This is a genomic window from Pseudoalteromonas sp. PAR1 (assembly GCF_947311895.1).
Taxonomy (GTDB): domain Bacteria; phylum Pseudomonadota; class Gammaproteobacteria; order Enterobacterales; family Alteromonadaceae; genus Pseudoalteromonas; species Pseudoalteromonas lipolytica_C.
Map to the genome: position 1 here is coordinate 1 of NZ_CAMZMY010000032.1, position 21,779 is coordinate 21,779.

A 21,779-nucleotide genomic window follows, 5' to 3' on the forward strand; every position below is an offset into this window, starting at 1 on the left:
CACCGAGTAGGTAGCGGCTCAGTCCAACAAGCGATTATGCAACACAAACTGCGTGTCGCATAAATACTAAAATGTTAGGTGTACATATAGATGCAACCCAGATTAGAGCTCGAGTTTTTGCAAGATGATCCATCCAAAATATGGGTTAAGGCATGCAATGAGCGATTCGCAGGAGAAACGGAGCAGTATTTTAATGCTCAATCGCTGCGTGATCTCGCAGAAAATTTGTCTAGTTTTCCCAAGTCTAATTCGGATGAAATAATCTTCGAAGTAGGTGAAGTCGGCTCATCTTATGGACACTGTTTTCTTAAGTTTTATTGCATCGATTCTGCTGGCCATACTGCTGTATTTATTTCAGTTTCAGATGGCGAATCGAATTCAGCAAAATTTACGGTTCAATTTGAAGTTTTATCATTGGATATGTTTGTTTCTTCAATAAATTTCGCTTTAAAATCGGGTAATGGTGTTTCCGAATTAATTGGTATTAATGCATATACACAAAACATTTGAGTGTAAGTACACCTAACAAGCGCATTAAAAATGGACGTCTAAAGTTTGGCTGGCGCTCATTCTTCGCGATTTTAGCCAAGCTTTATCCGCCCATTATGCGGGCGTTATGTTTAATGGAGAAAGCGGTGATTTTAGGACTAAATCATATCACTATTGCAGTTAGTGACTTGGAATCCTCTCTTGAGTTTTATAGAGATATTTTGGGGTTCACTGCTCATGCTAAATGGGACAAGGGAGCTTACTTATCTGTAGGTGAACTCTGGTTTTGTCTTTCACTCGATGAACCTTGCCTAAAAGCCGACTATACCCACGTCGCTTTTGATATTGCATCTGAAGAATTTGACGCCTTTGCGAAGCGCATCGTTTCATTGGGGGTAGATGTTTGGAAAGAGAACAAAAGTGAAGGGCAATCACTGTACATTTTAGACCCTGATGGCCACAAGCTAGAGATACATTCAGGTTCGCTGGAAAGCAGGTTAGAATCTCTAAGAACGAAACCATATAGTGGGCTTGTTTGGCTTTAAACATAACAAACTGCTCAAGATGGACTGTCAACGCTCGGCAATTTTGATTCTAGTTTGATACAGTGTTTACGGTGGTTTGTTCAAGTAGAGTAGCTATGCGTTGTCAGCCACTTAGCAAGGGCGTTATGTTGCTAGGAGAGTTATGAGTACTACTGAGAAGTGGAAGCTAATATCAGAAGAGTTACTAGCCGCGTATAAACTTTTGCCCTCAGATATTAAAGAGTCTGATTTTGGTTACAGTAAAGAAGATTTTTTACATTACTTATCAGTAAACGAGCTTCGTTTGGCTATGGAAGAATTAGATGGTGTAATGGAAAACAACATCAGCCCTGGTGTTTTGTTTTGGGAGCATATGATTAATGCCGCAAACTTAATGAACCGACCTGAACATGCTACAAAATACGAGCGGTTTAAAATAGCAACATAACAAGGCAAATAAAGCGGGACTGCTAAAAGTTTGCTCGGTTCCTCTCCGCATCACATTTTAGCAAACTATTAATCAGCCCCTTATTGTGGGCGTTATTGATTAAATACTCTAACGTGTTTTTGTCCAAAGATGGGTTATAAATATAACTGCCACAAAGCGAGTTAACGTAAATGCTCTAAGGATCTATTCTTCAGAGGTAGCTAAACATTGAGGTTCCCTCTTGAGCGTTTTGTTACGGAACGACCTTCATCAAAATCTTTGTGTGCACACGTTGCTTCTCTACATTCTTGGTACCATAGCCCGAAGGGTATTTGCTTGATGTACTGGACGGAAAATAATTCGTATTGATTTGTATATTCGGATGCGATGAGAAGTTCGAATTAAAAAGGCTCCGGTAAGTTTATTTTAAATCCAGAAGCTTTCTCATTCAGTATGTTTAGAATATCTAGGCCTAAAATACATTTTGATTTTTCGGTTCAATGCTCCATTGTTTCATAATATTGATGAAGGTCTTAAATCCTACTAGTGAAAGCTGGGAAGTCCAGTTTTCCGTCAGAAATAATCGTTCCTGGTTAGTAAAGGAAATACCAAACTTTGATAGCTTAAAGATATTAATAAACCTAAATAATGCCTAATAAAGCAAGCAATAAAGCATATAATGCCAACTTTATTGTGCATCATGATTGCTAGAACTTATAAGTGAAGCCCACGAAAAATGTTTGTTGGTTAGACATGCCCTCGCGTTTATTCGGTGTTTCCTACATTAAATTTTGTATCTTTATCTATAAAGACATTAGCCCCGAAATCATAGAAATCATCAAACAAACTTTTTCAGCACCATTTCATAGCTTTTCGTTAGTGATCATTTAGCCAAAGGCTTCTGTAACTAGAACTTCTAATATCAATGAATAATGGCCCTGCATTGGAGTTACAATTTAGTCAAAATCTCATCGTGCCTGAGATTCTCATTTTGAATGGCAATCGCCACGCCAAAACTTGCTTTGCTGAATAGACTGGCGTAACTTAATACTGGTACGATGAGTCTATAAGAATAAAAAGGTCAAACGTGACGATTAAACAAGAATCGGTGTTTATTAAACTCGCCGAAAGCCAAACTCTACATTTACGTCGTATCAGTAAGACTGATGCGAAAGGCCCTGCGGTGTTTTTTATGCATGGTGCCGTTGAAAATGGCAAAATCTTTTACACCCACAGCAATAAAGGCTTGGCGCCATTTTTAGCTGAGCATGGTTATGTATGCTATGTAGCTGATTTACGCGGTCGTGGTGAGAGTAAACCTGCGATTTCAAAGCATGCAAAGTATGGTCAGACTGAGGCTATTTTAGAAGATATTCCTGCATTTCTAGATAAAATTAAACAGCTTGAAGGCGAGCCTGCCCGTTATTGGGTTGCTCACTCATGGGGCGGGGTGTTGATGAACAGTGTGTTTGCCCGTTTTCCTGAATTGATTGATGATGTGAAAGCTTGCGGCTATTTTGGTTCTAAACGGTCTTTGTATAATCATCATCCGAGCAAGTATATTCAAGGTAATATAATTTGGTATGGCTTGGCACCCTTAGTTGCCCGTAAGCATGGCTTTGTTCCGGCTAAAAAGCTGAAGTGGGGCAGTGATGATGAAACCCGTAAATCGCATTACCAAAGCATGCAATGGGCTAAACGTAAACCTTGGGTCGACACCGATGATGGCTTTGATTACGCCAAAGCATTAGCCGATAAAGCGCTACCACCTATCATGCACGTTGCGGGTATCAAAGATAAAGCACTATGTCAGCCAATTGATATTGCAAAATTTATGGAAGAGTCAGGCACTGGCAAGCAAACCATGACCATTTATGGCCGTAAGTTTGGCCATAAGGTCGATTATGATCACATTAATATGCTTACTCACCCACAGGCGCGTTTTGATCAGTTTGTTGATCTGCTGAACTGGTTTGAGGCTCATTCATAAGCGTGTGTATAGCGCTCTCGTAGCGTTTATATTTATCAATTGCTTTGTCGTTAAGCGGCTGTCTTACAGCCGTTTTACTGAGCGTTGCCACTGGCTTTTTCGATTTATAAAAATTTAAAAATTGCTTGTTATACTCAATGTTTAAGAATTTACACAATGCTGTTAATGTTTGTTCGCTTTCACTCACTAGTTCCTCATAGCTTAAATCAAAAATAGCTTCTGGCATTACGTTGTGCCAATGTGCCATTAACTGCTGATATAAATCATAGTATTGTTTAAACTCGGGTAGAGAACAAAAGTAGGGCTCATTTTCTGCGAAGTAGTTGCTAAACACCGACCAAGCAATGGCATTGTAATCCCGTTGCATATTGATGAATTTAGCGTTTGGAAACAATAAATAAATTAGCCCAAGTGATTGATAGTTTGAAGGTAGCTTATTGATCATAAAGGGGCGCACCACTGGTGCTTGCTTTAAGCGTTCAATATAAATATTTCGGGCTGTGTTGATGAGCCCTTGATCTAATTCAGCTAAGCAATCAGGGTAGGGGCGCTGAGTTTTTTGTTCAATATAAGCAACAACCTGATTACTGATACTGGCATCTTCTCCGAGGCTCGCAAAGTCACTATGACTTGTTAGCATTTGCTCTATGAGGGTAGAGCCGCTACGTGGCATACCAATTATGAATATTGGTGTAACTGTCCCTTTAAAAGTTTTATCGCGTGAGGCAATTAATTGGGCGTGACTTTGTTCAATAACACGTTGATAAAATGGAACTAGCTCAGCGGTTTTAAATTGCGTCAATTTAGACTGAAACTTATTTGCAAGCTTGTAATAATCAAACGCCTGTTGTGTATCACCAAGTACATCGTAACTCTTGCCGAGGGCGTAGTAACAGACCATTTTTAAGCGGACGTTATCGGTCAACGTTAAGAAGTGGTGGAGTTCGTTTATATAGTTTTGTTCGTTGTTAAACCGAGCAAACTGTACCAACTCAAATAAAATATAAGCTTTTACAGGGTAGTTACCCATAGTTAGCGCATGTTTTAAGGTGTTATAGGCTTTATCGAGTTCGCCATAAGTCAAATAGTGTTGGGCTAAGTAATAATGTGGTTCAGGGTTATGGCTGGCAATTGATTTTGCGTATTCAAGTACAGTCACTGCATCTTGCGGTGAGTGAACGCCATTAAAAGCATCCGCTAAGGCATGCAGTGGCTCGAGCATGTGCGGCAGTCGCTCGCAAGCTCGCTGTAATAGATATACTGCCGCATCATAGCGTTCTAGGCGCAGAGCGATTCGCCCTAAACCAAATAATGCTTCGCCATTTTCGGGTTCAGCATCAAGAATCGTTTTAAAATGAAACTCTGCTTCTTTTAGTTTGTTTTCAGCAAGTAGTTGATTCGCTTTTTCTAACAGCATAATGATGGGGCGATGTTTATTATTTTTATTTACTATAAAACGAAAAAGGCGAAATGTCTTTCGCCTTGATTAACTATAAATATCCAGAAAAGTCTGGGGTATAGACTCTCTAGGTTGATCTCTCAACCTAGAAAGCACCTCTATTTAGAAAGTATATGTTGCTTTCACGTAATAGAAGCCACCGTTAATACCATATGGTGAAGTCTCGTAGTATTTACCACCCCAGTTGTTATTAGGGATGCCAGTACGGTCGAAGAAATCAAGCTTTTCTGCTTCTTGGTCGAATAAGTTTGTCGCACCAACTGACAAGCTAATTTCTTCAGTTAGGAAGTAAGTAACTTCTGCATCAATTGTTACTGCTGCATCAGCTGTTTTAGCTGTTGCATCGTAATCTACGTGAACGCCTTGGTATTCGCCATAGTAGTTAACACGTGTAAATGCAGAGAAGTTCTCCCACTGTTGTGCCCAGCTAAGCGTTGCACGGTGATTTGGTAAGTCATTTTCTAAACGGCTTACTTTAAATTCACCTGTAATTGGGCTCGACTTAGTTACTTCAGTGTCGTTCCAGTTATACGCTAAGCTGAATGTTGAACTACCACCTAATAATTCAGTTGAATAGTTTGCAACAGCGTCAACACCTTGTGTTGTTGTATCAAAGTCATTTGTGAAGAAGCTTACTTGCGCTAAGTTTTGTACGTTTGGTACACCAGCCGCTTCAAGCGTGTCTTTGTCTGCTTGGCTCAACTCAATTTTGTCTGATTGACTGATACGATCATCAACTTGGATGTTGTAGTAATCAATAGTGAAGAATAAGTCGCCAATTGTCCATACAGCACCAAAAGTGTAGCTTTGCGATTCTTCAGGTTGAAGTTCTGTACCACCTAATTGCACAGCAATTGGGTTTGTTGGTGGTAATAGTGCTGAGTCAACTAGAACACCGCTGCTTAAGTTAGTTTGTACGTTACTTACGTTAGCTTGACCAACTGTAGGAGCACGGAAACCAGTACTGATTGAACCACGAATATTCAGGTCTTCAGTTAAGTGGTATTGAGCTGTTAACTTATAGTTAGTTGTTGAACCGAATGTATCGTAATCTTCATAACGTAGCGCTAAGCCCATTAGGAAGTCGTCAGTGAATGGTGCTTCAACATCAACGTACGCTGCATAGTTACGACGTGTATATTCGCCTGCATCAGATGGTTTGAAACCAGGGAAACCATTTGAACCGATACCAAAACCTTGCTCTGTTAGTGGGCCCGCAGTAAATGAAGCTACGTCGCCAGATACAACTGTAAACGTTTCTTCGTGCCATTCAAGACCACCTGCAACGTTAACGTCATACGCTAAACCAAAGTCAAAACCTTTTGATAAATCAGCGTTAAAGTTTTTCTCTAATTGTGAGTACTTACCAGGGCTAAAGTCACGCGGGCTGTCTGGGCCTAATGATGCATTGATTGTGTCATAAATGAAATAGCGTGATTCGTTGTAACCTACTGTACCGCTTAAGTCATAGTAAGCACCTTCAAGGAAACCAGAAGTGATTTCACCTTTAGTACCAATTGTTAATGCAGTATCTGTGATGTTACCACCGAAGTTAGGAGTAAAACCGCCCGGAAGCATTTCGTTAAACGCAAAACAATCTGGGTTGTTAGCAACTAGATCGATGTATCTTTGGTTATCTAAAACGTTATCATCAATCATGATATCGGTAGGACAGTTACCGCTCATATCGCCAGTTAAATCACCAACAAGTAGTGTTTCACCGCCATCATTTGAATAAACACCCGGACGAGTATGTGGGTTACGATAGTAGAAACCACCACGTACATCACGCTCAGAGTAGTTACCAAACATATAGAATTGCGCTGTGTTGCTTATATCTAAACCGATGTTACCGAAGATCGAGATATCGTCATCAACCTCAGGTGCACCCCAAACTTGCGCAAGAGAAGATACTTCTGGTACACCCGCTGCGTTAAGTGCAGCAGCATCTGGGCGTTGAACTGAACGGCTTGTCGCGTCAGCTGTTTTATATTGGAAGCTTAAGTTAGCAAAGCCGCTATCGGTAAATGGTAAGCCCACGTTACCTGAAATTTGCGTTGTATCGCCATCGCCTTCATAGTATTCGCCTTGACGAATTTCGAAAGAGCCACCTTCAGAGGCATCTTTTAATACAAAGTTCATTACACCGGCGATTGCATCAGAACCGTATTGAGCTGCTGCACCATCACGAAGTACTTCAACTTGCTTTAAGGCAATGCTTGGAATAACTGAGATATCGGCACCCTGAGCACCATCATTGATACCACCACCTAAGAAAGCGATTACTGATGCACGGTGACGGCGTTTACCGTTAACAAGCACAAGTGTACTGTCAGAAGGAAGACCACGTAAGTTTGCTGGACGAACAAGTGATGCAGCATCACTGATTGGGTTTTGGTGAACGTTAAAAGATGGTACAGAGCCTTTTAGTAGCTCAAGCATATCGGTGTTACCACCTTTGTCTAGCTCTTCACCACCGATGATATCGATTGGTACCGGTGAGTCACCGATTGAGCGAGGTGCAGAGCGGGTACCAACTACCGCAATCTTCTCTACATTTTTATTAACCTTTGTTTCTTCAGTTGCTTCTTCTGCCGCAATTACAGATCCAGATACAAACAGACCTGCAGTTGTTGTTGCTAAAGCAAATTTAATTGCTTGTTGCAGCGCGCTATTTTTGAATTTCATTCTGACTTCCCCAGTTAGAATAGTTATGATTAGGTCACCAACTCTAAATTGGTGTAAATAACTTATACAGACTGTGAAAATAATTTGCAAATTGTTAATTTAATGTTGTTTTGGTTGTGTTGGTTATTCTGGTATTCACTTTATTTGGATTATGTATATGAATTTTAAGGGGATAATTTATTCTTTGCGATTCATTTTTTTGTGAAAATTTATATAAAATATCTAAAAAAATTTTAAAAACAGAAAGTTTTGAGTGAAATGTAGGCAAAAAAGGAATTGGAACGGTCTATTTTGTTTGTTGCTTATCGTTCAGTAGTTGCCACTGTTGAAGCTTTTCTTTGTATTCATCCCACACGCATGGGCAACAGCTACCACCACCGCAACATTCATCAGAAGCGGGCTTTGTTGGTTTTTGCTCGTCCTTTAGTTGTTTTTGATTCATTTGAATTAATGAAAAATAATTAATAATAGAGTGCTAAGGATAAGTCAAAAACTAATATAAGTAAATTATGCTTTGTGAACTTCGTATGCTGTGTGAAAATACCTAAATGCGATTATACAAAGTTATTCATAGGGCTCCATTCAGAGTAGCCAAAATTACCAAAAAGCGTCAAACATTACGTTTTAAGCGCGCTATGGTAGCACTTAAAATCGCGCTTGCTCAAGAAAAGCAAGAAACCAAAGAAATGCTTCATATATATAGGCGGTACACTCAAGGCCTAGCTAGTAAAGAAGAGTTACATACTGCTAATGAACAATTCTTAGATATCTTGAAAGGCTTAGGTTTGGGTGTATTTGCTGTATTGCCATTTGCACCCATTACCATCCCCCTTGTTGTTAAGTTAGGGCAGTGGGTTGGTGTTGATGTATTACCAAGTTCATTCAATATTAATAAGTCACTTAAAGAGCTAGACCAACAAGTCGAAAAAGAAGAAAAAGAGAAGCAAAACAAACACTGATTTGGGTTTGGCAATCTGATTTTGCCTATACCTTTTGTACCAAGATATTGGTATGCTTAGTTATCTTTTCTTTATAACGAGTCGTTTAATGAGTGCATTAATTCGCCATTCTTCAACGGGTATTCCCCTTTCTTTTATTGCAAAAGCAAATCTTACCGATTGGTTAACTGAGCAACCACAATCACTTCAAAACTGGTTATCAAACTGTGATTTTAAAAATAAAGGCATTGCCCTTATTGCTGATAGTGAGTCGGGTTCATTGGAGCATGTTTATTGCTTAGTCAATGATCTTAATGACTTTTGGTTAGCAGGCGACCTATCTACGAAGCTTCCTGCAGGTTGCTATCAAATCCAGGGTGATGACACTTTCGTTGAGCAAGTTGCACTTGGTTTTGTGTTAGGTGGGTACGAGTTTAGTGAATATAAAGAAAAAGCTTCACCGCGAGCGCAGCTTGCTATTGCTGATGAGAGCCTAGTTAAGCGTTTAACTGAGCATGCCAGCGCAATTAATTTAGTGCGTGATTTAGTCAATACACCTGCTGCAGATATGATGCCACAACATTTATCACAAGTGATGGCTGATTTAGCTGACACCTTTGATGGTGAGTTCAGCGAATGGGTGGGTGATGAATTATTAGAGCAAAATTACCCAACGATTCACATGGTTGGTCGTGCTTCGGAAAACAAACCGCGTTTACTTGATTTACGTTGGGGTGCAAAAGATGCTCCGCAGATTACCTTAGTTGGTAAGGGTGTTTGCTTTGATTCTGGCGGTTTAGATTTAAAACCAAGTTCTGGCATGCGTAACATGAAAAAAGACATGGGCGGTGCCGCGCATGTTATTGGCCTTGCACAGTTAATTATGGCTGCCAACTTACCAATTCGCTTACGTGTATTGGTACCTGCGGTTGAAAATGCGGTTTCTAGAAATGCATTTAGACCAGGTGATGTGATCAAAACACGTAAAGGGATCACTGTTGAAATTGATAACACCGATGCCGAAGGCCGTTTAGTTCTGTGTGATGCACTTGCTGAAGCACAAAACGATAATCCAGATCTAATCGTAGACTTTGCAACCCTAACAGGCGCTTGTAGAGTAGCATTAGGTACTGAATTACCGGGCTTTTTCGCCAATAATCGTGATGTTGCGAACAAATTAATAGATGCAGGCGAAAGCTGTCATGACCCTGTTTGGCAACTTCCTTTATTTGATCAATACAAAGCATTATTAAAAAGTGATGTAGCAGATATCGCCAATTGTGCTTCAACGCCATTTGGTGGTGCAATCACTGCCGCGCTTTACTTAAAAGAGTTTATTGAACCAAGCACGCCTTGGGTTCACTTTGATGTGATGGCTTGGAACGTTCGTTCATTGCCGGGTCGTCCAGCAGGCGGTGAAGCATTGGGCATTCGTGCCGTGTTTAATTATCTACAAGATCGTTTTCAATAATTTAGAGTTGATATAGCTCTAACGGTAAATCATCGGGATCGGCAAAAAATGTAAATTGCTTCCCGGTGATTTCATCCACTCTTATTTCTTCTACGCTAATACCTTGTGTTTCTAAATAGTGTTTTGATTTTGCAATATCGGCAACTTTAAACGCTAAATGGCGAAGTCCTTGAGCTTCTGGGTAGCTTGGTCTTTGTGGCGCGCCAGGAAACGAAAACAACTCTAATTGGCTGCCATCAGGAAGCGCTAAATCTAATTTATACGAGTCACGTTCAGCGCGGTATAGTTCGTGAATAATCGGCAGTTTTAAAACTTCACTATAGAAGTGCTTTGACTTTTCATAGTTGCTACAGATGATTGCAGCGTGATGTATGCCTAATAACTCCATGGTCTAATCCTTTTATGCTCATAAAAAAACGCGGACTAAGCCGCGCTTTTCTATTAATGAGTGTAGGGTATTACTCTGCCGCTTTACATGCCGCAACAGCTGGTGCAACAAGTTCAAGACCTGTTTTATCACACTCAGGTAGAGCAGCATCAGATACCGCAATTGGTGTCACACGATCGCCCCATTTAATATAACTTGCAGCCCAAGTTAAACCAGCACCAAAGGCTGCTGACATAATGTTTGAGTTAGGCTTGATGAGGCCTTGCTCAACAGCTTCACAAATTGCAATTGCAATTGTCGCTGCAGACGTATTACCGTAATCGGCAATGTTCACCATGACTTTGTCGTCAGCTACTTTTAAGCGTTGCTGAATGGCTTGGATGATACGTAAATTAGCTTGGTGAGGAACTAATACATCAATATCATCAAGTTGCAATTGCGCTTGGTTTAGCACGTCATCACAGGCTTCACTCATGCCTTTAACTGCACGCTTAAATATCTCACGACCTTCAAATAATAAATTTGATGGACCAATTGGCTCATATTTATTTAAATCGCTACCAAAGTTCTCAATATGCAGGATATCGCGGTCTTCACTATCACAGCCTGTTTTAGTCGCAAGTAAGCCTGATGGCGTATCTGAGGCTTCTAACACAACGGCACCCGCACCATCACCAAACAGTACAGCACTGTCTCGACGTGACCAGTTGACATACCAAGTCATGCGCTCAGCAGCAATAACCACGGCCTTTTTAATCATACCGGCACGAATTTGTGCTGTGGCAGCTTGTAAAGCGTATAAAAAGCCTGAACATGCAGCGTTAGTATCCATTGCTGCAGCGCCAACAGCGCCAATGTTTTTTTGCACTAATGAAGCAGTATTTGCCACCATCGTTGATGGTGTACAGGTTGCTAATAACACTAAGTCTATGTCTTTGCCGTCAACGCCAGCACAAGCTAGAGCATGTTTTGCAGCAACAGTAGCAAGTTCAGCAGTAGAAACATGGCTGACACGGCGAGATTTAATGCCTGTACGTGTAGTGATCCATTCATCGTTGGTATCAACAATGTTACTTATTTCATCGTTGCTAATGCTAGCGGGTGGTATACATTTACCCCAGCCAGTAATTTGGGCATAAGACATAATGTGTTCTCTTTATGTGGTCAGACTTGTTAAAATTTTTCAAAGTTATACCAAAAATCACCTCTCAACACTAGCTTAACGCTTTACTGCGTCGTAAATAATGGCATTTGTTCGATATTTAAGTTAAACCTAGTATAAAAAAGAGGCGATTATGAAAAAAATAAACTTAAAAATAAGCACATTATCGGTACTGTCCTTATTATCTTCGTTTACGGTTAATGCACAAACCACCATTATTCACGCTGGAAAAATGCTGGTAGGCACTGAGCAAGATGCCAAAGAGCAGCAAACACTGGTTATTGACGATAACAAAATTACTGCAATTAAAGCAGGCTATTTAACAAAACAGCAGTTAAACCTTAGTAATGCAGATGTTATTGATTTAAAAAATCAGATGGTTTTACCAGGCCTGATTGATATGCACGTTCATGTTACCTTTGAGCGTGATGCAAAGCGTAACCCACACCAATGGGCAACTGAATACGAAGCAGATTATGCACTTCGTTCTCTAAAATATTTACAGCACACAGTCGATGCCGGTTTTACTTCTGTGCGCGACCTTGGTAGCAGCTATAAAGTGATCTTCCCATTAAGACGAGCTGTTGAACGTGGCGACATTGTTGGTCCGCGTATTTTTGCTGCAGGAGACATGATCACACCGACCGGTGGTCACGGTGACATGCATGGCTATCGTCGTGATATTACCAAAGCAACACAAGGCGGTGGCTTGGGTGTGTGTGATGGTGCTGATGATTGTACTCGTGCGGTACGTGATGTTATCAAAAGTGGTGCCGATGTGATTAAAATTACCGCGACAGGTGGTGTGTTGAGTAATACTGCTGCGGGTGTGAATCAACAATTTACTGATGAAGAGCTCAGTGCCATTGTTAACACGGCTCATCATTTAGGTCGCAAGGTAACGGCCCATGCTCATGGCACAGAAGGTATAAAAGCGGCACTCAGAGCTGGGGTTGATTCAATAGAACATGGTTCATTTTTAGATAAAGAAACCGTTAAATTATTTAAAAAGCAAGATGCTTATTTAGTCCCAACTTTACTTGCTGGTGCTACAGTAAAAGAAGAAGTGCAGAATAACCCAAATATGCCAAAAGCAATTGCTGATAAAGTCGAAGTTGTAGCGCCTAAGATGGAAGCATCGTTTAAGTTAGCGCTTAAAAATAACGTGAAAATTGCTTTTGGTACTGATTCAGGGGTGTCTAAGCATGGTGATAATGCCAAAGAATTTGAATTACTGGTTAAATACGGTATGACACCTAAAGAGGCAATTAAGTCCGCAACTGTTGAAGCTGCTAAACTATTAGGCCAAAGTGATAACCTCGGTGACTTGAGTGTTGGTAAACAAGCAGATATTATCAGCGTTAATATGAATGTGCTTGATAACATTAGTGAACTTAGACAAGTTAACTTTGTTATGAAGGGCGGTAAAGTGCTCAAACAGTAAGGGTTACTATGGGCGGCAAAATTAAAGAAACTTTATTTAATCATTTGATTGATGCCGAAAGGCAGCTGTTAGAGCCTGAGGTAAGACAATCTGCAGAAGCACTTGATGCTTTGCTAGATGATGACTTCATCGAAATTGCAGCAGATGGCACGTCTTTTAATAAGTTCCAAGTATTAACCCGTTTGCCGACTGAGGTGGTACCGCAGTTTTACAATCAACATTTTAAAGGCCGTATGCTAAGCGATAACATAGCGCAATTGAGCTATCAGGCGGCCTTTAGACGTTCTGCTCGCTCAGAATTTAACTATTCAATTCGTATGTCATTGTGGCGTTTTAACGGTAAACAATGGCAAATGGTGTTTCATCAAGGCACGCCATGTGCTGTTTTTACAATTTCTATGGATGATGAATAATCATTAACACCTCTGCTATGCAAACTGATCCGGCTCTTAGCCGCTTACTGGTGTTAAGAAGTGCCGCAATTGCAGTGCAATTTATTGCTGTAATGGTTGTGTACTTCTTATTTGAACATCAAATTGCCTTACTGCCTTTACTATCCGTTATTCTAATTGAAGCTATTTTTCAGCTGTTGAGCATATTTGCTTATCGAAAAGTAACAAAAGCGAAACCTTCTGCTGTATTAATGCAGTTAACTGCTGATTTATTGTTTTTGACGATACTTTTGTCATTGAGTGGTGGGGCAACTAACGCGTTTGTGTCGTTATTGTTGTTACCCATTATGATAGCTGCGGTATCTGTTAATGCCAAAGGACTTGCCTATACCGCAGTGCTGGCAATTGCAGCTTATAGCTTTTTATTGATAAAAATGCCTGAACACACCATGCACCAAATGCAAATGACTCATCATTTTATTGGCATGTGGATTAATTTTGTTATCAGCGCCATTGTTATCGCATTTGTTATTGGCACATTAAATAGCACGTTAAGGGCCAGAGAAGCTACTATCGCAAAGGCCCGTGAACAGCAACTTAGGCATGAGCAGCTATTAACACTCGACGGCGCTGCCGCGCAAGTTACGCATCAATTAGCAACACCTCTTGCAAATTTGCAGCTTTTATTTGAAGAGTTGCAAGAACAACAAGCTGATGATCCCATTGTGCAAGAAATGGCTAAGCCATTGGCACAGTGTAAACAGCAGCTTGAACATTTTAGGGCACTATCAAATGCCTTAAGAACCGGTGAAACACAAAAGGTGATCAGCGCTCAAACATTACAGCATACAATTGAAGATGCCATGACATTGCATTTTCCCGAGCAGAGCTTACAGTGGCTCAATGATGCACCACAGTGCTCCATTTTGAGTGATGCTATGTTATTACCAGCAATTTTGAACTTGTTACAAAATGCAGTTTTGGCGAATATAAAAAACCAACAAAATACTATAGAAGCTAACTGGCAAATAGATAACCAACAACTGTCGCTTTCTTTAAGAGATTTTGGGCCAGGTTTTAGTGAGCAACAAATGTCCGCATTAGGAGGACAGTTAATGCCAAGCAAAAGCGGTATGGGTATGGCAGTACTGCTATCAAATGTAACTTTAGAGCGTTTAGATGGTTCATTAACGCTATGTAATCACCAACAGCAGGGTGCAATTGCCACCGTAAGTCTTAAGATCGTATGAAACTGTTAATAATCGAAGATGATGTAAACCTTGCCACCACACTGGCAAGGCGTTTTACAAAACATGGCTTTGCATGTGAGCTTGCCCATAACAAAGAGCAAGCAATGCAAAAACTAAACGCTGTTGATGCGAGCCATTATTTGGTTGATCTAAAACTCGGTGACGACAATGGCTTAACCTTAATTAAACCGATAAGAACACAGTTTCCAACTGCTCGCATTGTGCTATTAACCGGTTTTGCTAGTATCGCTAGTGCTGTTGAAGCAATTCGTTTAGGTGCTAACGACTACCTACCAAAACCTGTTGATTTTAATTCATTATTAAAAACATTATTGGGTGACGCTGAAGCAAACCCATCATTAGAAGATACAAAGCCGAGCCAAGTTATGTCGCCAGAGCGATTAGAATGGGAGCATATTCAACATGTACTCCATAGTAATAATGGCAATATTTCCGAAACAGCACGACAACTCAATATGCACAGGCGAACTTTGCAGCGCAAATTACAAAAAAAACCAGTTCAACAATAAATAAGCTGTTTCCTTGGTGGGAACGCGTGTTAAGTGACATCCTAAAGTATTATTTTGATGTAGACAGGTATAAATCTAAGTCTTTTTGGTTTGCTGCATCGCAGATCCTTAACTACAGTCAAATTAGTACTGTTCGTTGTATGAGTTTGCAATATGCATTTTTCAGAACTTAATTTTTTTGCTATTTTTTTTGCTGGCCTTGCCTCATTTCTTCTAGGCGCGCTGTGGTACTCACCTTGGCTATTTAAGCGAATTTGGATGGAAAGCTGTGGTTTAACAGAGCTTGATTTACAAAGTATCAATCCAATTAAAGTCTTTGGTGGTAGTTTTATTTTATGCTGCATAATCGCCTTTAGTTTATCCTTATTCATTGGCTCGCACGTCAATGTAGGAGTGGCAGTAGGTACTGGCTTTATTATTGGTTTATGTTGGGTTAGCTGTGCCTTGGGGATTGGTTATATTTTTGAGCAGCGTCCATTAAAGCTTTTTTTGGTGAATGCAAGTTACTCTATATTACAGTTTTCGCTTATTGGCCTTGTTTTGGGACTGTGGTCTTAACATGGTAGGATCAGCGTTTTAGAAGTAAAATCGGGTAGTTAATGGCTAAACCAAATAAAAAAGGTCCAACTAAAACAGTCGATATTTTTTGCTCACAATGTAAAAGCCAATTATTTAAATACCGCAAAGGTGGAAAAGGGGCCTTGGTTAAATGCTTTGTTGAGCGTATTAGCCAAGACTTTACCAATGAAACAGGTATTTGCCCTGACTGCCAACGTCAATTTGCCCGCGAGACCATGATCCGTGGCGCACCTGCTCTAAAAATCATCGGTGGTAAGGTGACGCATAAATAGGTTTTAAAATACGGACATTTATCCTCGTTTATTCCTCATGCTCTGATACTATTGACCGGTTTGCTGTTTCAATGAATGAAAACAACCCTCCCCATGGATTGGGCCAGTTGTATGGGTATAAACACATGAACAAAATGGATTCACGCACGTGATAGCACTTTTATTTGATATTATTGGCATGACAGGCACATTCTTAGTGGTTGGTGCTTTCTTTTTATTACAACTGAATAAAGCATCGCCAACCGGCCTTGTGTATAACATGATGAACTTAACAGGGGCAATTCTGTTGCTGATTAGTCTTTGTTATAACTTTAACCTTGCTAGTTTTGTTATCGAAATTTTCTGGATAGCAGCGTCACTTATTGGTTTATATAAGTACATCAAAGCAAAGCGTACAAGTAATATTGAAACAGCTTAATTAAGCTTCATATTAAAACCCATTTTTAGTTTAAAATGGGTTTTTTTGTATCTACTTCCGAGAACTCTTCAACTAAAATTATAAAAACATTGCAAGCTTGCCAATCTTTTGTATTAATAGTGTAAACAATGTGTTGCTTTTGCAGCATGGGCTATTAGTACAGGTATCTCGCAGCGTGAAGCTATTTAGATGTTCAGCACTTTTTTCAATTGTAGTTGCTTCAACCACCTCTTCGGTTGCTCATTCAACTGAAGAACAAGACTTATTTTCTTTAAGTTTTGAGGACTTGCTTGAGGTACATGTTGATCTGGCAACTAAAACTACTGAGACCTTGTCGTCAGTTCCTTCTACTATGACGGTGTTTAATCGCAAGCAAATTCAAGCACTCGGTATCGATAATGCGTATGAGATAATGAACTTCGTACCAGGTATGCAATCAACTCGTGGAGATTGGGTTGGCGCCGTGCCTAAAGACCATGCTCGGGGCGTTTATCTTGATAGCGGTAATGTATTAGTGATGATCAATGGTGAGCGAGTTAATGAGTCATCATTTGGCAAAGCCTCTGTTTACATGCCTTATATTCCTATTGAAGTCATCGAAAAAATAGAGTTTATCCGCGGTCCAGGCTCAGCGATTTATGGTAGTAATGCGTTTTTAGGGGTGATGAATATTGTTACCTCTAAAGAGCGAAATGCTATGCAACTCGTGGTTGGCAATAATGGTCGCTATGGGGCAACAGGGCAGTTTAACCGCACTGTTAATGACAGTACCGCTGTGTATGCGACATTTTCTTATGATCAAAAAGACGGTGAAAGCTATCCGCAAGGGGTTAAAGATCCACTTGAAGCAATTTATCTCGAAGCGGGTGTCAATTACAAAAAGCTCAAACTAAGTGCTCGTTACAACAAAACAGAACTCGATGAGTTTTTAAACCTTGCAGGCTACTCAAAGCAAAACCAACATACTAGTGATAACACCTTTGTTGGCATTAAATATAACTGGGTTAATAACGATAAGCTAAAGCTTGATTCAAGTTATTCATACACTGAGCATAATATTTCTAGCGAAGGTTTAATCGTTGCATTTGATGATATGCCTGACTTTTTAGTTGGCCCAGCTTGGCAAACTACAGATAGTAAGTTTGAAACTGAGTTGAGTTATCAATTTAATAATCAATGGCAGCTTGCTGCAGGAGTAGAGTACTCAGAGGCTAAGCAAGTTGAAGCTGGAGTTCGCACCAGTTATTACGACGACCAATCAGGTCTGATAATTATAGATCCTAGCTATTATCAGCAGGGTATTGTTACTGTGATGGATTTTCCTGAGTTTGCGGCCCTCAAATACACCTTTGAAACATATAGTGCGTATGGGCAACTAAAAATCCCTTACACAAAAGCATTTACTTTATATGTTGGAGCACGCTATGACGATGTGAACAACATCGACAGCAAACTTTCGCCTCGTCTTGCTGGTGTATATGTCATAAACCCAGAGCATACCGTTAAGTTACAATATGGCGAGTCATTCAGAACACCTGTTACTAACGAGCTTTTTTCAAATGATGATGTCACAGTAGGCAACCCGGCACTTCGCTCTGAGTCAGTAAAAACCACTGAGCTGGTTTGGCATTTTCAAACATCTGAGTTACAAGCTAATGCAGTGCTTTTTTATAATGAATTAAACGACTTTATAAACATTGAACCTACACAATCTAATGATGCCTTATTTACCTTTGCAAACTCCTTTAATAGCCAAAACAGTGGTATTGAACTTGATGGTACTTGGCAATCAAATAAAGAGTTCTCTGTAACAGGCACCTATACTCAATACTTTGAAGACCCAATTAATGCAAGTTTCAAGCGGTTTGCAAGCTTAATAACTAGTTATAACTTATCTGACAGTTGGCAACTAAGTTTAAATGTATTGTGGCGAGACAAAGTTGAGGTGAGCTCGGTGAGTGGTGCCTATTTTAAACAGTCAGCCTATACCTTGCTAGGCGGTAGCTTAAAGTGGCAGCTAAATGCCAAAAGCCAGCTAATGCTTAAGGCAGAAAACCTGTTAGGCAAACAATATAACGTGTTTGATCCACGCATGGACAATGGCGCAGTTGCTGGTACAACTGAAGATTTATCGTTACACTACCAGTTCAATTTCTAGTTGCGCTTATCTCAAAGGTTTGAATGTCGTCATTAAGTAAAAAGTTAGTTTTTGCAGGTGCAATGCTTGTATTGTTGCTTGTGTTAGTTTTTTACCTTGGACGCGCTCACGATTATCAACAAGCAGAGCAACAAAGTCGTGTTCAAGCTACTCAGTTAAGTCATTATTTTTCAAGCGAGTTAGCCCGCTTTAAAACTATTCCTACCTTAGTTAGCGCCAATGATTTGGTTAAATCTTTTTTGGTTAATAAAGGTACTGGCGAACAGGCTGTTAACTATTACCTCGAAGATATTCAACGAGCCAGTGGTGCATCTGATGTTTATTTAATGGATTTAACAGGCTCGGTCGTGGCAAGTAGTAACTGGCAAGTTGATTACACCTTTTTGGGCAGTAATTTTGCCTTTCGGCCATATTTTTATTTAGCCAAGCAAGGTGAAAAAGTTGCTTATTTTGCTTTAGGTATGCGTTCCAGTGAGCGGGGGATTTACTTTTCAGAGCCCGTTATAGAGAAGGGCAAAGTGATCGCCGTTGTCACTTTAAAAGTAAATGCTAAAAAGTTTGAACAAGACCGCCAGCTTCTTAATGCATCAGACAGCACCCATTTTTATATCGCGCTAGAAGATAGCGTGATTGTGATGTCGGATGTCGCCGATTGGCGTTTAAAGTCACTTAATACACTAAGTGATGAACAAATGGCCGCTTTGGTTAAGTCACGCCGATACTTATCACATAAACCAAGTTTGCTTATGTACACCAACAAGCCATTAAGTGAAAAAACCGCTCAGCAAAGTATTCAACTTGATGGCAAAGAAGCGCGCTTTATCAGTGCGACAGAAACAATAGATATTATAAACGCTAAAGCTAATGTGCTGGTGGATGTGACGAATGTCGAGCTTGCGCAAATCCCAAGGCTCCTCTGGTTTTGTGTGTTTTATGCCATTGCGGTGGTATTAATTCATATGGCGATGGTGCGTTTTGCTGGTTATAAAAAGCTTTTGTTTTCAAGACACAGCCTTGAGCAAGAAGTGATTGAACGAACTCAAGCGCTCGAAAAAGCCCAAAAAGCGCTGATCCAAACAGCCAAACTTGCAACGATAGGTCAATTAAGTGCAGGCATTAATCATGAAATCAATCAGCCTTTAAGTGCTATGAATACTTATTTAGTGAGTGCAAAACGGTTACTTATCAAAGGCAATATTGAGCAAGCCAGCGAAAATTTAGTGCTAGTGCAGTCACTCATAGAGCGTGTCCATAAGATTGTAGCGCAACTTAAGCATTTTAGTAAACCGGCGCAAACTCAACTTAGGCAGCAAAGCCTGGCAAGTATGTTAAAAAATGCCTTAATGATTGCCAGTGCACAATTAAAACAAGACGATATCGAAGTGAAAGCCGCTGATATTGACGCACACATAACCGTGTGGGTTGACAGCGTTAAGTTTGAACAAGTATTGGTAAATGTGATCACTAATGCCAGCCAAGCAATGAGTGAATCTGAAAAACGCGAATTGAGTTTTGAGCTCGAACTTTTCGATGACCGCGTAAAACTCTCTATTCTTGATACTGGCCCGGGTATTGATCAACACGCGTTAGGTAACATCTTTGAGCCATTTTACAGTACTAAAACCAGCAATGGCTTGGGTTTGGGCTTATCGATTTCACGGCAAATTATCGACTCATTTAACGGTCGATTATCTGCGCACAACCGCCCTGAAGGCGGCGCACAATTTATAATAACCTTACAAACAAATAAGGAACCATCATGAGTGTAGTTGCAGCGACCTGTAATCAGGTAATCGTTATTGATGACGAAGCGGTGATCCGCGATTCATTAAAGCAACTCCTTGAGATTGAAGGTTATCAAGTTCAGTGTTTTAGTGAACCAACCGCGGCGCTTTCAAAATTGAGTCGTCGTTTTGAGGGAATTGTATTAAGCGACATAAACATGCCAAAAATGGATGGCTTGGCATTTTTAGAACAAGTTAAAGCCTTCGATAGCGAGTTACCGGTTATTTTTCTTACCGGCTTTGCTGATGTATCTGTTGCCGTGAAAGCTATGCAGCTTGGCGCTTATGATTTATTTGAAAAGCCTCTAACAGAGCAGTTGTTAGATTGTATCGCTCGCGCTTCAGAAAAGCGTGCTCTAGTGATGGAAAACCGCGCGTTAAAAATAGCAGTAGAGAAAACCTCTGCGCCCGGTGTGCGTATTTTAGGTGAAACAGAGCAAATGCAACAAATGATGCATTTACTCAATGCGGTAATTGACACTCCCGCCGATGTTTTAATAGAAGGTGAAACAGGCACAGGCAAAGAGTTAGTTGCCCGTTACTTGCATGATCAAAGTAATCGTTCTGGGGCTAATTTTGTTGCCATAAACTGCGGCGCTATCCCTGAGCAACTTATTGAGAGTGAACTTTTTGGTGCAGCCAGTGGCGCCTACACTGGTGCAACGCAATCTCGCCAAGGTAAGTTTGAATTTGCTAAAGGCGGTACTGTGTTTTTAGATGAAATAGAGTCAACACCTGCAAGCTTACAAGTAAAGTTATTGAGGGTGCTTGAAGAGCGAAAAGTAACCCCTGTAGGTGATAACCACGCCATTGATTTAGACGTGCGCATAGTTGCGGCCACAAAAGTCGACTTAATGACACTGGTCGAAGCAGGGGAGTTTAGAGCCGATCTCTATTACCGCCTAAATTTAGTAAAAGTGAGTATTCCGGCATTGCGCGACAGAAAAGCCGATATTCCATTACTTTTTAAACATTTTAGCTCAATAGCGGCTACACGTTTTCATAAACCACCGGCACCGTTGAGTAGTGAGGCAAAACAACGACTCCTTGCTTATGATTGGCCTGGCAATGTGCGAGAGCTTAGAAATCAAGCCGAGCGTGCTGTATTGCTGGGCTCTGATCTAGCCTTTGCCTCATACAGCGAATCAAACAATGAGAACGAACTTGCTCAGGACTTAAGCCTAGCCGAAAAAATTAGTTTTTATGAGCAATCACTCATTGAAGAAGCCCTTGAGCGTAACAACGGTAGCATCAAAGACACCATGGTCACCTTACAAATTGCGCGTAAAACTCTCTACGACAAGATGACCAAATACGGTATTAATCGCGAAATGTTCAAAGACTAAACAACCCTCTCAGATTAAACTCTTCACATGGGTGGAAGTGGTGACAGCATGTTTTTAAAAATGTGTGGAT

21 protein-coding genes are annotated in these 21,779 nt (G+C 40.4%); 16 read left to right on the forward strand and 5 right to left on the reverse strand.

Features of this window, described 5'->3' with window-relative positions; translation table 11 throughout:
- Positions 1-90: 90 nt before the first annotated feature.
- The 4 genes from QL229_RS18950 to QL229_RS18965 all read left to right on the forward strand — a co-directional run bounded on the left by QL229_RS18950 (position 91) and on the right by QL229_RS18965 (position 3,430).
- Positions 91-510 carry a hypothetical protein gene (locus QL229_RS18950; RefSeq protein WP_138558990.1) on the forward strand — a complete coding sequence of 140 codons (420 nt, stop codon included), beginning with the start codon at positions 91-93 and terminating at the stop codon, positions 508-510.
- Positions 511-635: 125 nt separating this feature from the next.
- A complete protein-coding gene (gene fos / locus QL229_RS18955) occupies positions 636-1,034 on the forward strand; it encodes a FosG/FosC2-related fosfomycin resistance glutathione transferase (RefSeq protein WP_135926945.1) in 399 nt (132 codons plus the stop codon).
- A gap of 142 nt (positions 1,035-1,176) precedes the next feature.
- A complete protein-coding gene (locus tag QL229_RS18960) occupies positions 1,177-1,461 on the forward strand; it encodes a hypothetical protein (RefSeq protein WP_135926506.1) in 285 nt (94 codons plus the stop codon).
- Positions 1,462-2,527: 1,066 nt separating this feature from the next.
- The gene (locus tag QL229_RS18965; protein WP_138558281.1) at positions 2,528-3,430 is read left to right on the forward strand and encodes an alpha/beta fold hydrolase; all 903 of its coding nucleotides are present in this window, start codon (positions 2,528-2,530) and stop codon (positions 3,428-3,430) included.
- On the opposite strand, the gene QL229_RS18970 is transcribed toward QL229_RS18965, so the two are convergent.
- From QL229_RS18970 to QL229_RS18980, 3 genes are all read right to left on the reverse strand, one after another.
- Complete coding sequence (locus QL229_RS18970; RefSeq protein WP_138558282.1) at positions 3,363-4,847, reverse strand: sulfotransferase; 1,485 nt, start codon at positions 4,845-4,847, stop codon at positions 3,363-3,365. The two genes, QL229_RS18965 and QL229_RS18970, sit on opposite strands and share 68 nt — an antisense overlap.
- 144 nt (positions 4,848-4,991) lie before the next feature.
- Positions 4,992-7,577: a TonB-dependent receptor gene (locus tag QL229_RS18975; RefSeq protein WP_135926509.1), complete on the reverse strand. Its 2,586-nt coding sequence runs from the start codon at positions 7,575-7,577 to the stop codon at positions 4,992-4,994.
- Positions 7,578-7,863: 286 nt separating this feature from the next.
- Positions 7,864-8,019, reverse strand: a complete 156-nt coding sequence (locus QL229_RS18980) for an oxidoreductase-like domain-containing protein (protein WP_138558283.1) — start codon at positions 8,017-8,019, stop codon at positions 7,864-7,866.
- 106 nt (positions 8,020-8,125) lie between these two features.
- Here QL229_RS18980 and QL229_RS18985 point away from each other — a divergent pair, with 106 nt between their 5' ends.
- Positions 8,126-8,536 carry a hypothetical protein gene (locus QL229_RS18985; RefSeq protein ID WP_135926511.1) on the forward strand — a complete coding sequence of 137 codons (411 nt, stop codon included), beginning with the start codon at positions 8,126-8,128 and terminating at the stop codon, positions 8,534-8,536.
- Positions 8,537-8,624: 88 nt separating this feature from the next.
- Positions 8,625-9,986: a leucyl aminopeptidase family protein gene (locus QL229_RS18990; RefSeq protein WP_135926512.1), complete on the forward strand. Its 1,362-nt coding sequence runs from the start codon at positions 8,625-8,627 to the stop codon at positions 9,984-9,986.
- 1 nt (position 9,987) lies between these two features.
- On the opposite strand, the gene QL229_RS18995 is transcribed toward QL229_RS18990, so the two are convergent.
- Both QL229_RS18995 and QL229_RS19000 read right to left on the reverse strand, forming a co-directional pair.
- Positions 9,988-10,374, reverse strand: a complete 387-nt coding sequence (locus QL229_RS18995; protein WP_135926513.1) for a VOC family protein — start codon at positions 10,372-10,374, stop codon at positions 9,988-9,990.
- A 70-nt stretch (positions 10,375-10,444) separates the two neighbouring features.
- The gene (locus QL229_RS19000) at positions 10,445-11,518 is read right to left on the reverse strand and encodes a ketoacyl-ACP synthase III (protein WP_138558284.1); all 1,074 of its coding nucleotides are present in this window, start codon (positions 11,516-11,518) and stop codon (positions 10,445-10,447) included.
- Between the two features lie 151 nt (positions 11,519-11,669).
- On the opposite strand from QL229_RS19000, the gene QL229_RS19005 reads away from it, so the two are divergent.
- The 10 genes from QL229_RS19005 (at position 11,670) to QL229_RS19050 (ending at position 21,709) form a co-directional block, all read left to right on the forward strand.
- Positions 11,670-12,980, forward strand: coding sequence for an amidohydrolase family protein (locus QL229_RS19005; RefSeq protein WP_138558285.1), 1,311 nt, complete (start codon positions 11,670-11,672; stop codon positions 12,978-12,980).
- An 8-nt stretch (positions 12,981-12,988) separates the two neighbouring features.
- Positions 12,989-13,393, forward strand: coding sequence for a DUF4440 domain-containing protein (locus QL229_RS19010; protein WP_135926516.1), 405 nt, complete (start codon positions 12,989-12,991; stop codon positions 13,391-13,393).
- 17 nt (positions 13,394-13,410) lie between these two features.
- Positions 13,411-14,622 (forward strand): ATP-binding protein, encoded by a 1,212-nt coding sequence (locus tag QL229_RS19015; RefSeq protein ID WP_138558286.1) that lies wholly within the window; start codon positions 13,411-13,413, stop codon positions 14,620-14,622.
- A complete protein-coding gene (locus QL229_RS19020; RefSeq protein ID WP_138558287.1) occupies positions 14,619-15,152 on the forward strand; it encodes a response regulator in 534 nt (177 codons plus the stop codon). The genes QL229_RS19015 and QL229_RS19020 overlap by 4 nt, the downstream gene beginning before the upstream one ends.
- Positions 15,153-15,305: 153 nt before the next feature.
- Complete coding sequence (locus tag QL229_RS19025) at positions 15,306-15,710, forward strand: DUF1761 domain-containing protein (RefSeq protein WP_135926519.1); 405 nt, start codon at positions 15,306-15,308, stop codon at positions 15,708-15,710.
- Between the two features lie 41 nt (positions 15,711-15,751).
- Positions 15,752-16,003, forward strand: coding sequence for a hypothetical protein (locus tag QL229_RS19030; RefSeq protein WP_055021979.1), 252 nt, complete (start codon positions 15,752-15,754; stop codon positions 16,001-16,003).
- 148 nt (positions 16,004-16,151) lie between these two features.
- Positions 16,152-16,421 (forward strand): hypothetical protein, encoded by a 270-nt coding sequence (locus QL229_RS19035; RefSeq protein ID WP_138558288.1) that lies wholly within the window; start codon positions 16,152-16,154, stop codon positions 16,419-16,421.
- A 175-nt stretch (positions 16,422-16,596) separates the two neighbouring features.
- Positions 16,597-18,579, forward strand: a complete 1,983-nt coding sequence (locus tag QL229_RS19040; RefSeq protein ID WP_138558289.1) for a TonB-dependent receptor — start codon at positions 16,597-16,599, stop codon at positions 18,577-18,579.
- A 23-nt stretch (positions 18,580-18,602) separates the two neighbouring features.
- The gene (locus tag QL229_RS19045; RefSeq protein ID WP_138558290.1) at positions 18,603-20,342 is read left to right on the forward strand and encodes an ATP-binding protein; all 1,740 of its coding nucleotides are present in this window, start codon (positions 18,603-18,605) and stop codon (positions 20,340-20,342) included.
- Positions 20,339-21,709, forward strand: coding sequence for a sigma-54 dependent transcriptional regulator (locus QL229_RS19050; RefSeq protein WP_138558291.1), 1,371 nt, complete (start codon positions 20,339-20,341; stop codon positions 21,707-21,709). The genes QL229_RS19045 and QL229_RS19050 overlap by 4 nt, the downstream gene beginning before the upstream one ends.
- Positions 21,710-21,779 lie beyond the last annotated feature (70 nt).

Bases quoted from the DNA above. Each gene is read 5' to 3' on its own strand.
- QL229_RS18950 (WP_138558990.1), top strand. From the start codon at position 91: ATGCAACCCAGATTAGAGCTCGAGTTTTTGCAAGATGATCCATCCAAA.
- QL229_RS18960 (WP_135926506.1), top strand. From the start codon at position 1,177: ATGAGTACTACTGAGAAGTGGAAGCTAATATCAGAAGAGTTACTAGCC.
- QL229_RS18970 (WP_138558282.1), bottom strand. From the start codon at position 4,847: ATGCTGTTAGAAAAAGCGAATCAACTACTTGCTGAAAACAAACTAAAA.
- QL229_RS18975 (WP_135926509.1), bottom strand. From the start codon at position 7,577: ATGAAATTCAAAAATAGCGCGCTGCAACAAGCAATTAAATTTGCTTTA.
- QL229_RS18980 (WP_138558283.1), bottom strand. From the start codon at position 8,019: ATGAATCAAAAACAACTAAAGGACGAGCAAAAACCAACAAAGCCCGCT.
- QL229_RS18985 (WP_135926511.1), top strand. From the start codon at position 8,126: ATGCGATTATACAAAGTTATTCATAGGGCTCCATTCAGAGTAGCCAAA.
- QL229_RS18990 (WP_135926512.1), top strand. From the start codon at position 8,625: ATGAGTGCATTAATTCGCCATTCTTCAACGGGTATTCCCCTTTCTTTT.
- QL229_RS18995 (WP_135926513.1), bottom strand. From the start codon at position 10,374: ATGGAGTTATTAGGCATACATCACGCTGCAATCATCTGTAGCAACTAT.
- QL229_RS19000 (WP_138558284.1), bottom strand. From the start codon at position 11,518: ATGTCTTATGCCCAAATTACTGGCTGGGGTAAATGTATACCACCCGCT.
- QL229_RS19005 (WP_138558285.1), top strand. From the start codon at position 11,670: ATGAAAAAAATAAACTTAAAAATAAGCACATTATCGGTACTGTCCTTA.
- QL229_RS19010 (WP_135926516.1), top strand. From the start codon at position 12,989: ATGGGCGGCAAAATTAAAGAAACTTTATTTAATCATTTGATTGATGCC.
- QL229_RS19015 (WP_138558286.1), top strand. From the start codon at position 13,411: ATGCAAACTGATCCGGCTCTTAGCCGCTTACTGGTGTTAAGAAGTGCC.
- QL229_RS19020 (WP_138558287.1), top strand. From the start codon at position 14,619: ATGAAACTGTTAATAATCGAAGATGATGTAAACCTTGCCACCACACTG.
- QL229_RS19025 (WP_135926519.1), top strand. From the start codon at position 15,306: ATGCATTTTTCAGAACTTAATTTTTTTGCTATTTTTTTTGCTGGCCTT.
- QL229_RS19030 (WP_055021979.1), top strand. From the start codon at position 15,752: ATGGCTAAACCAAATAAAAAAGGTCCAACTAAAACAGTCGATATTTTT.
- QL229_RS19045 (WP_138558290.1), top strand. From the start codon at position 18,603: ATGTCGTCATTAAGTAAAAAGTTAGTTTTTGCAGGTGCAATGCTTGTA.
- QL229_RS19050 (WP_138558291.1), top strand. From the start codon at position 20,339: ATGAGTGTAGTTGCAGCGACCTGTAATCAGGTAATCGTTATTGATGAC.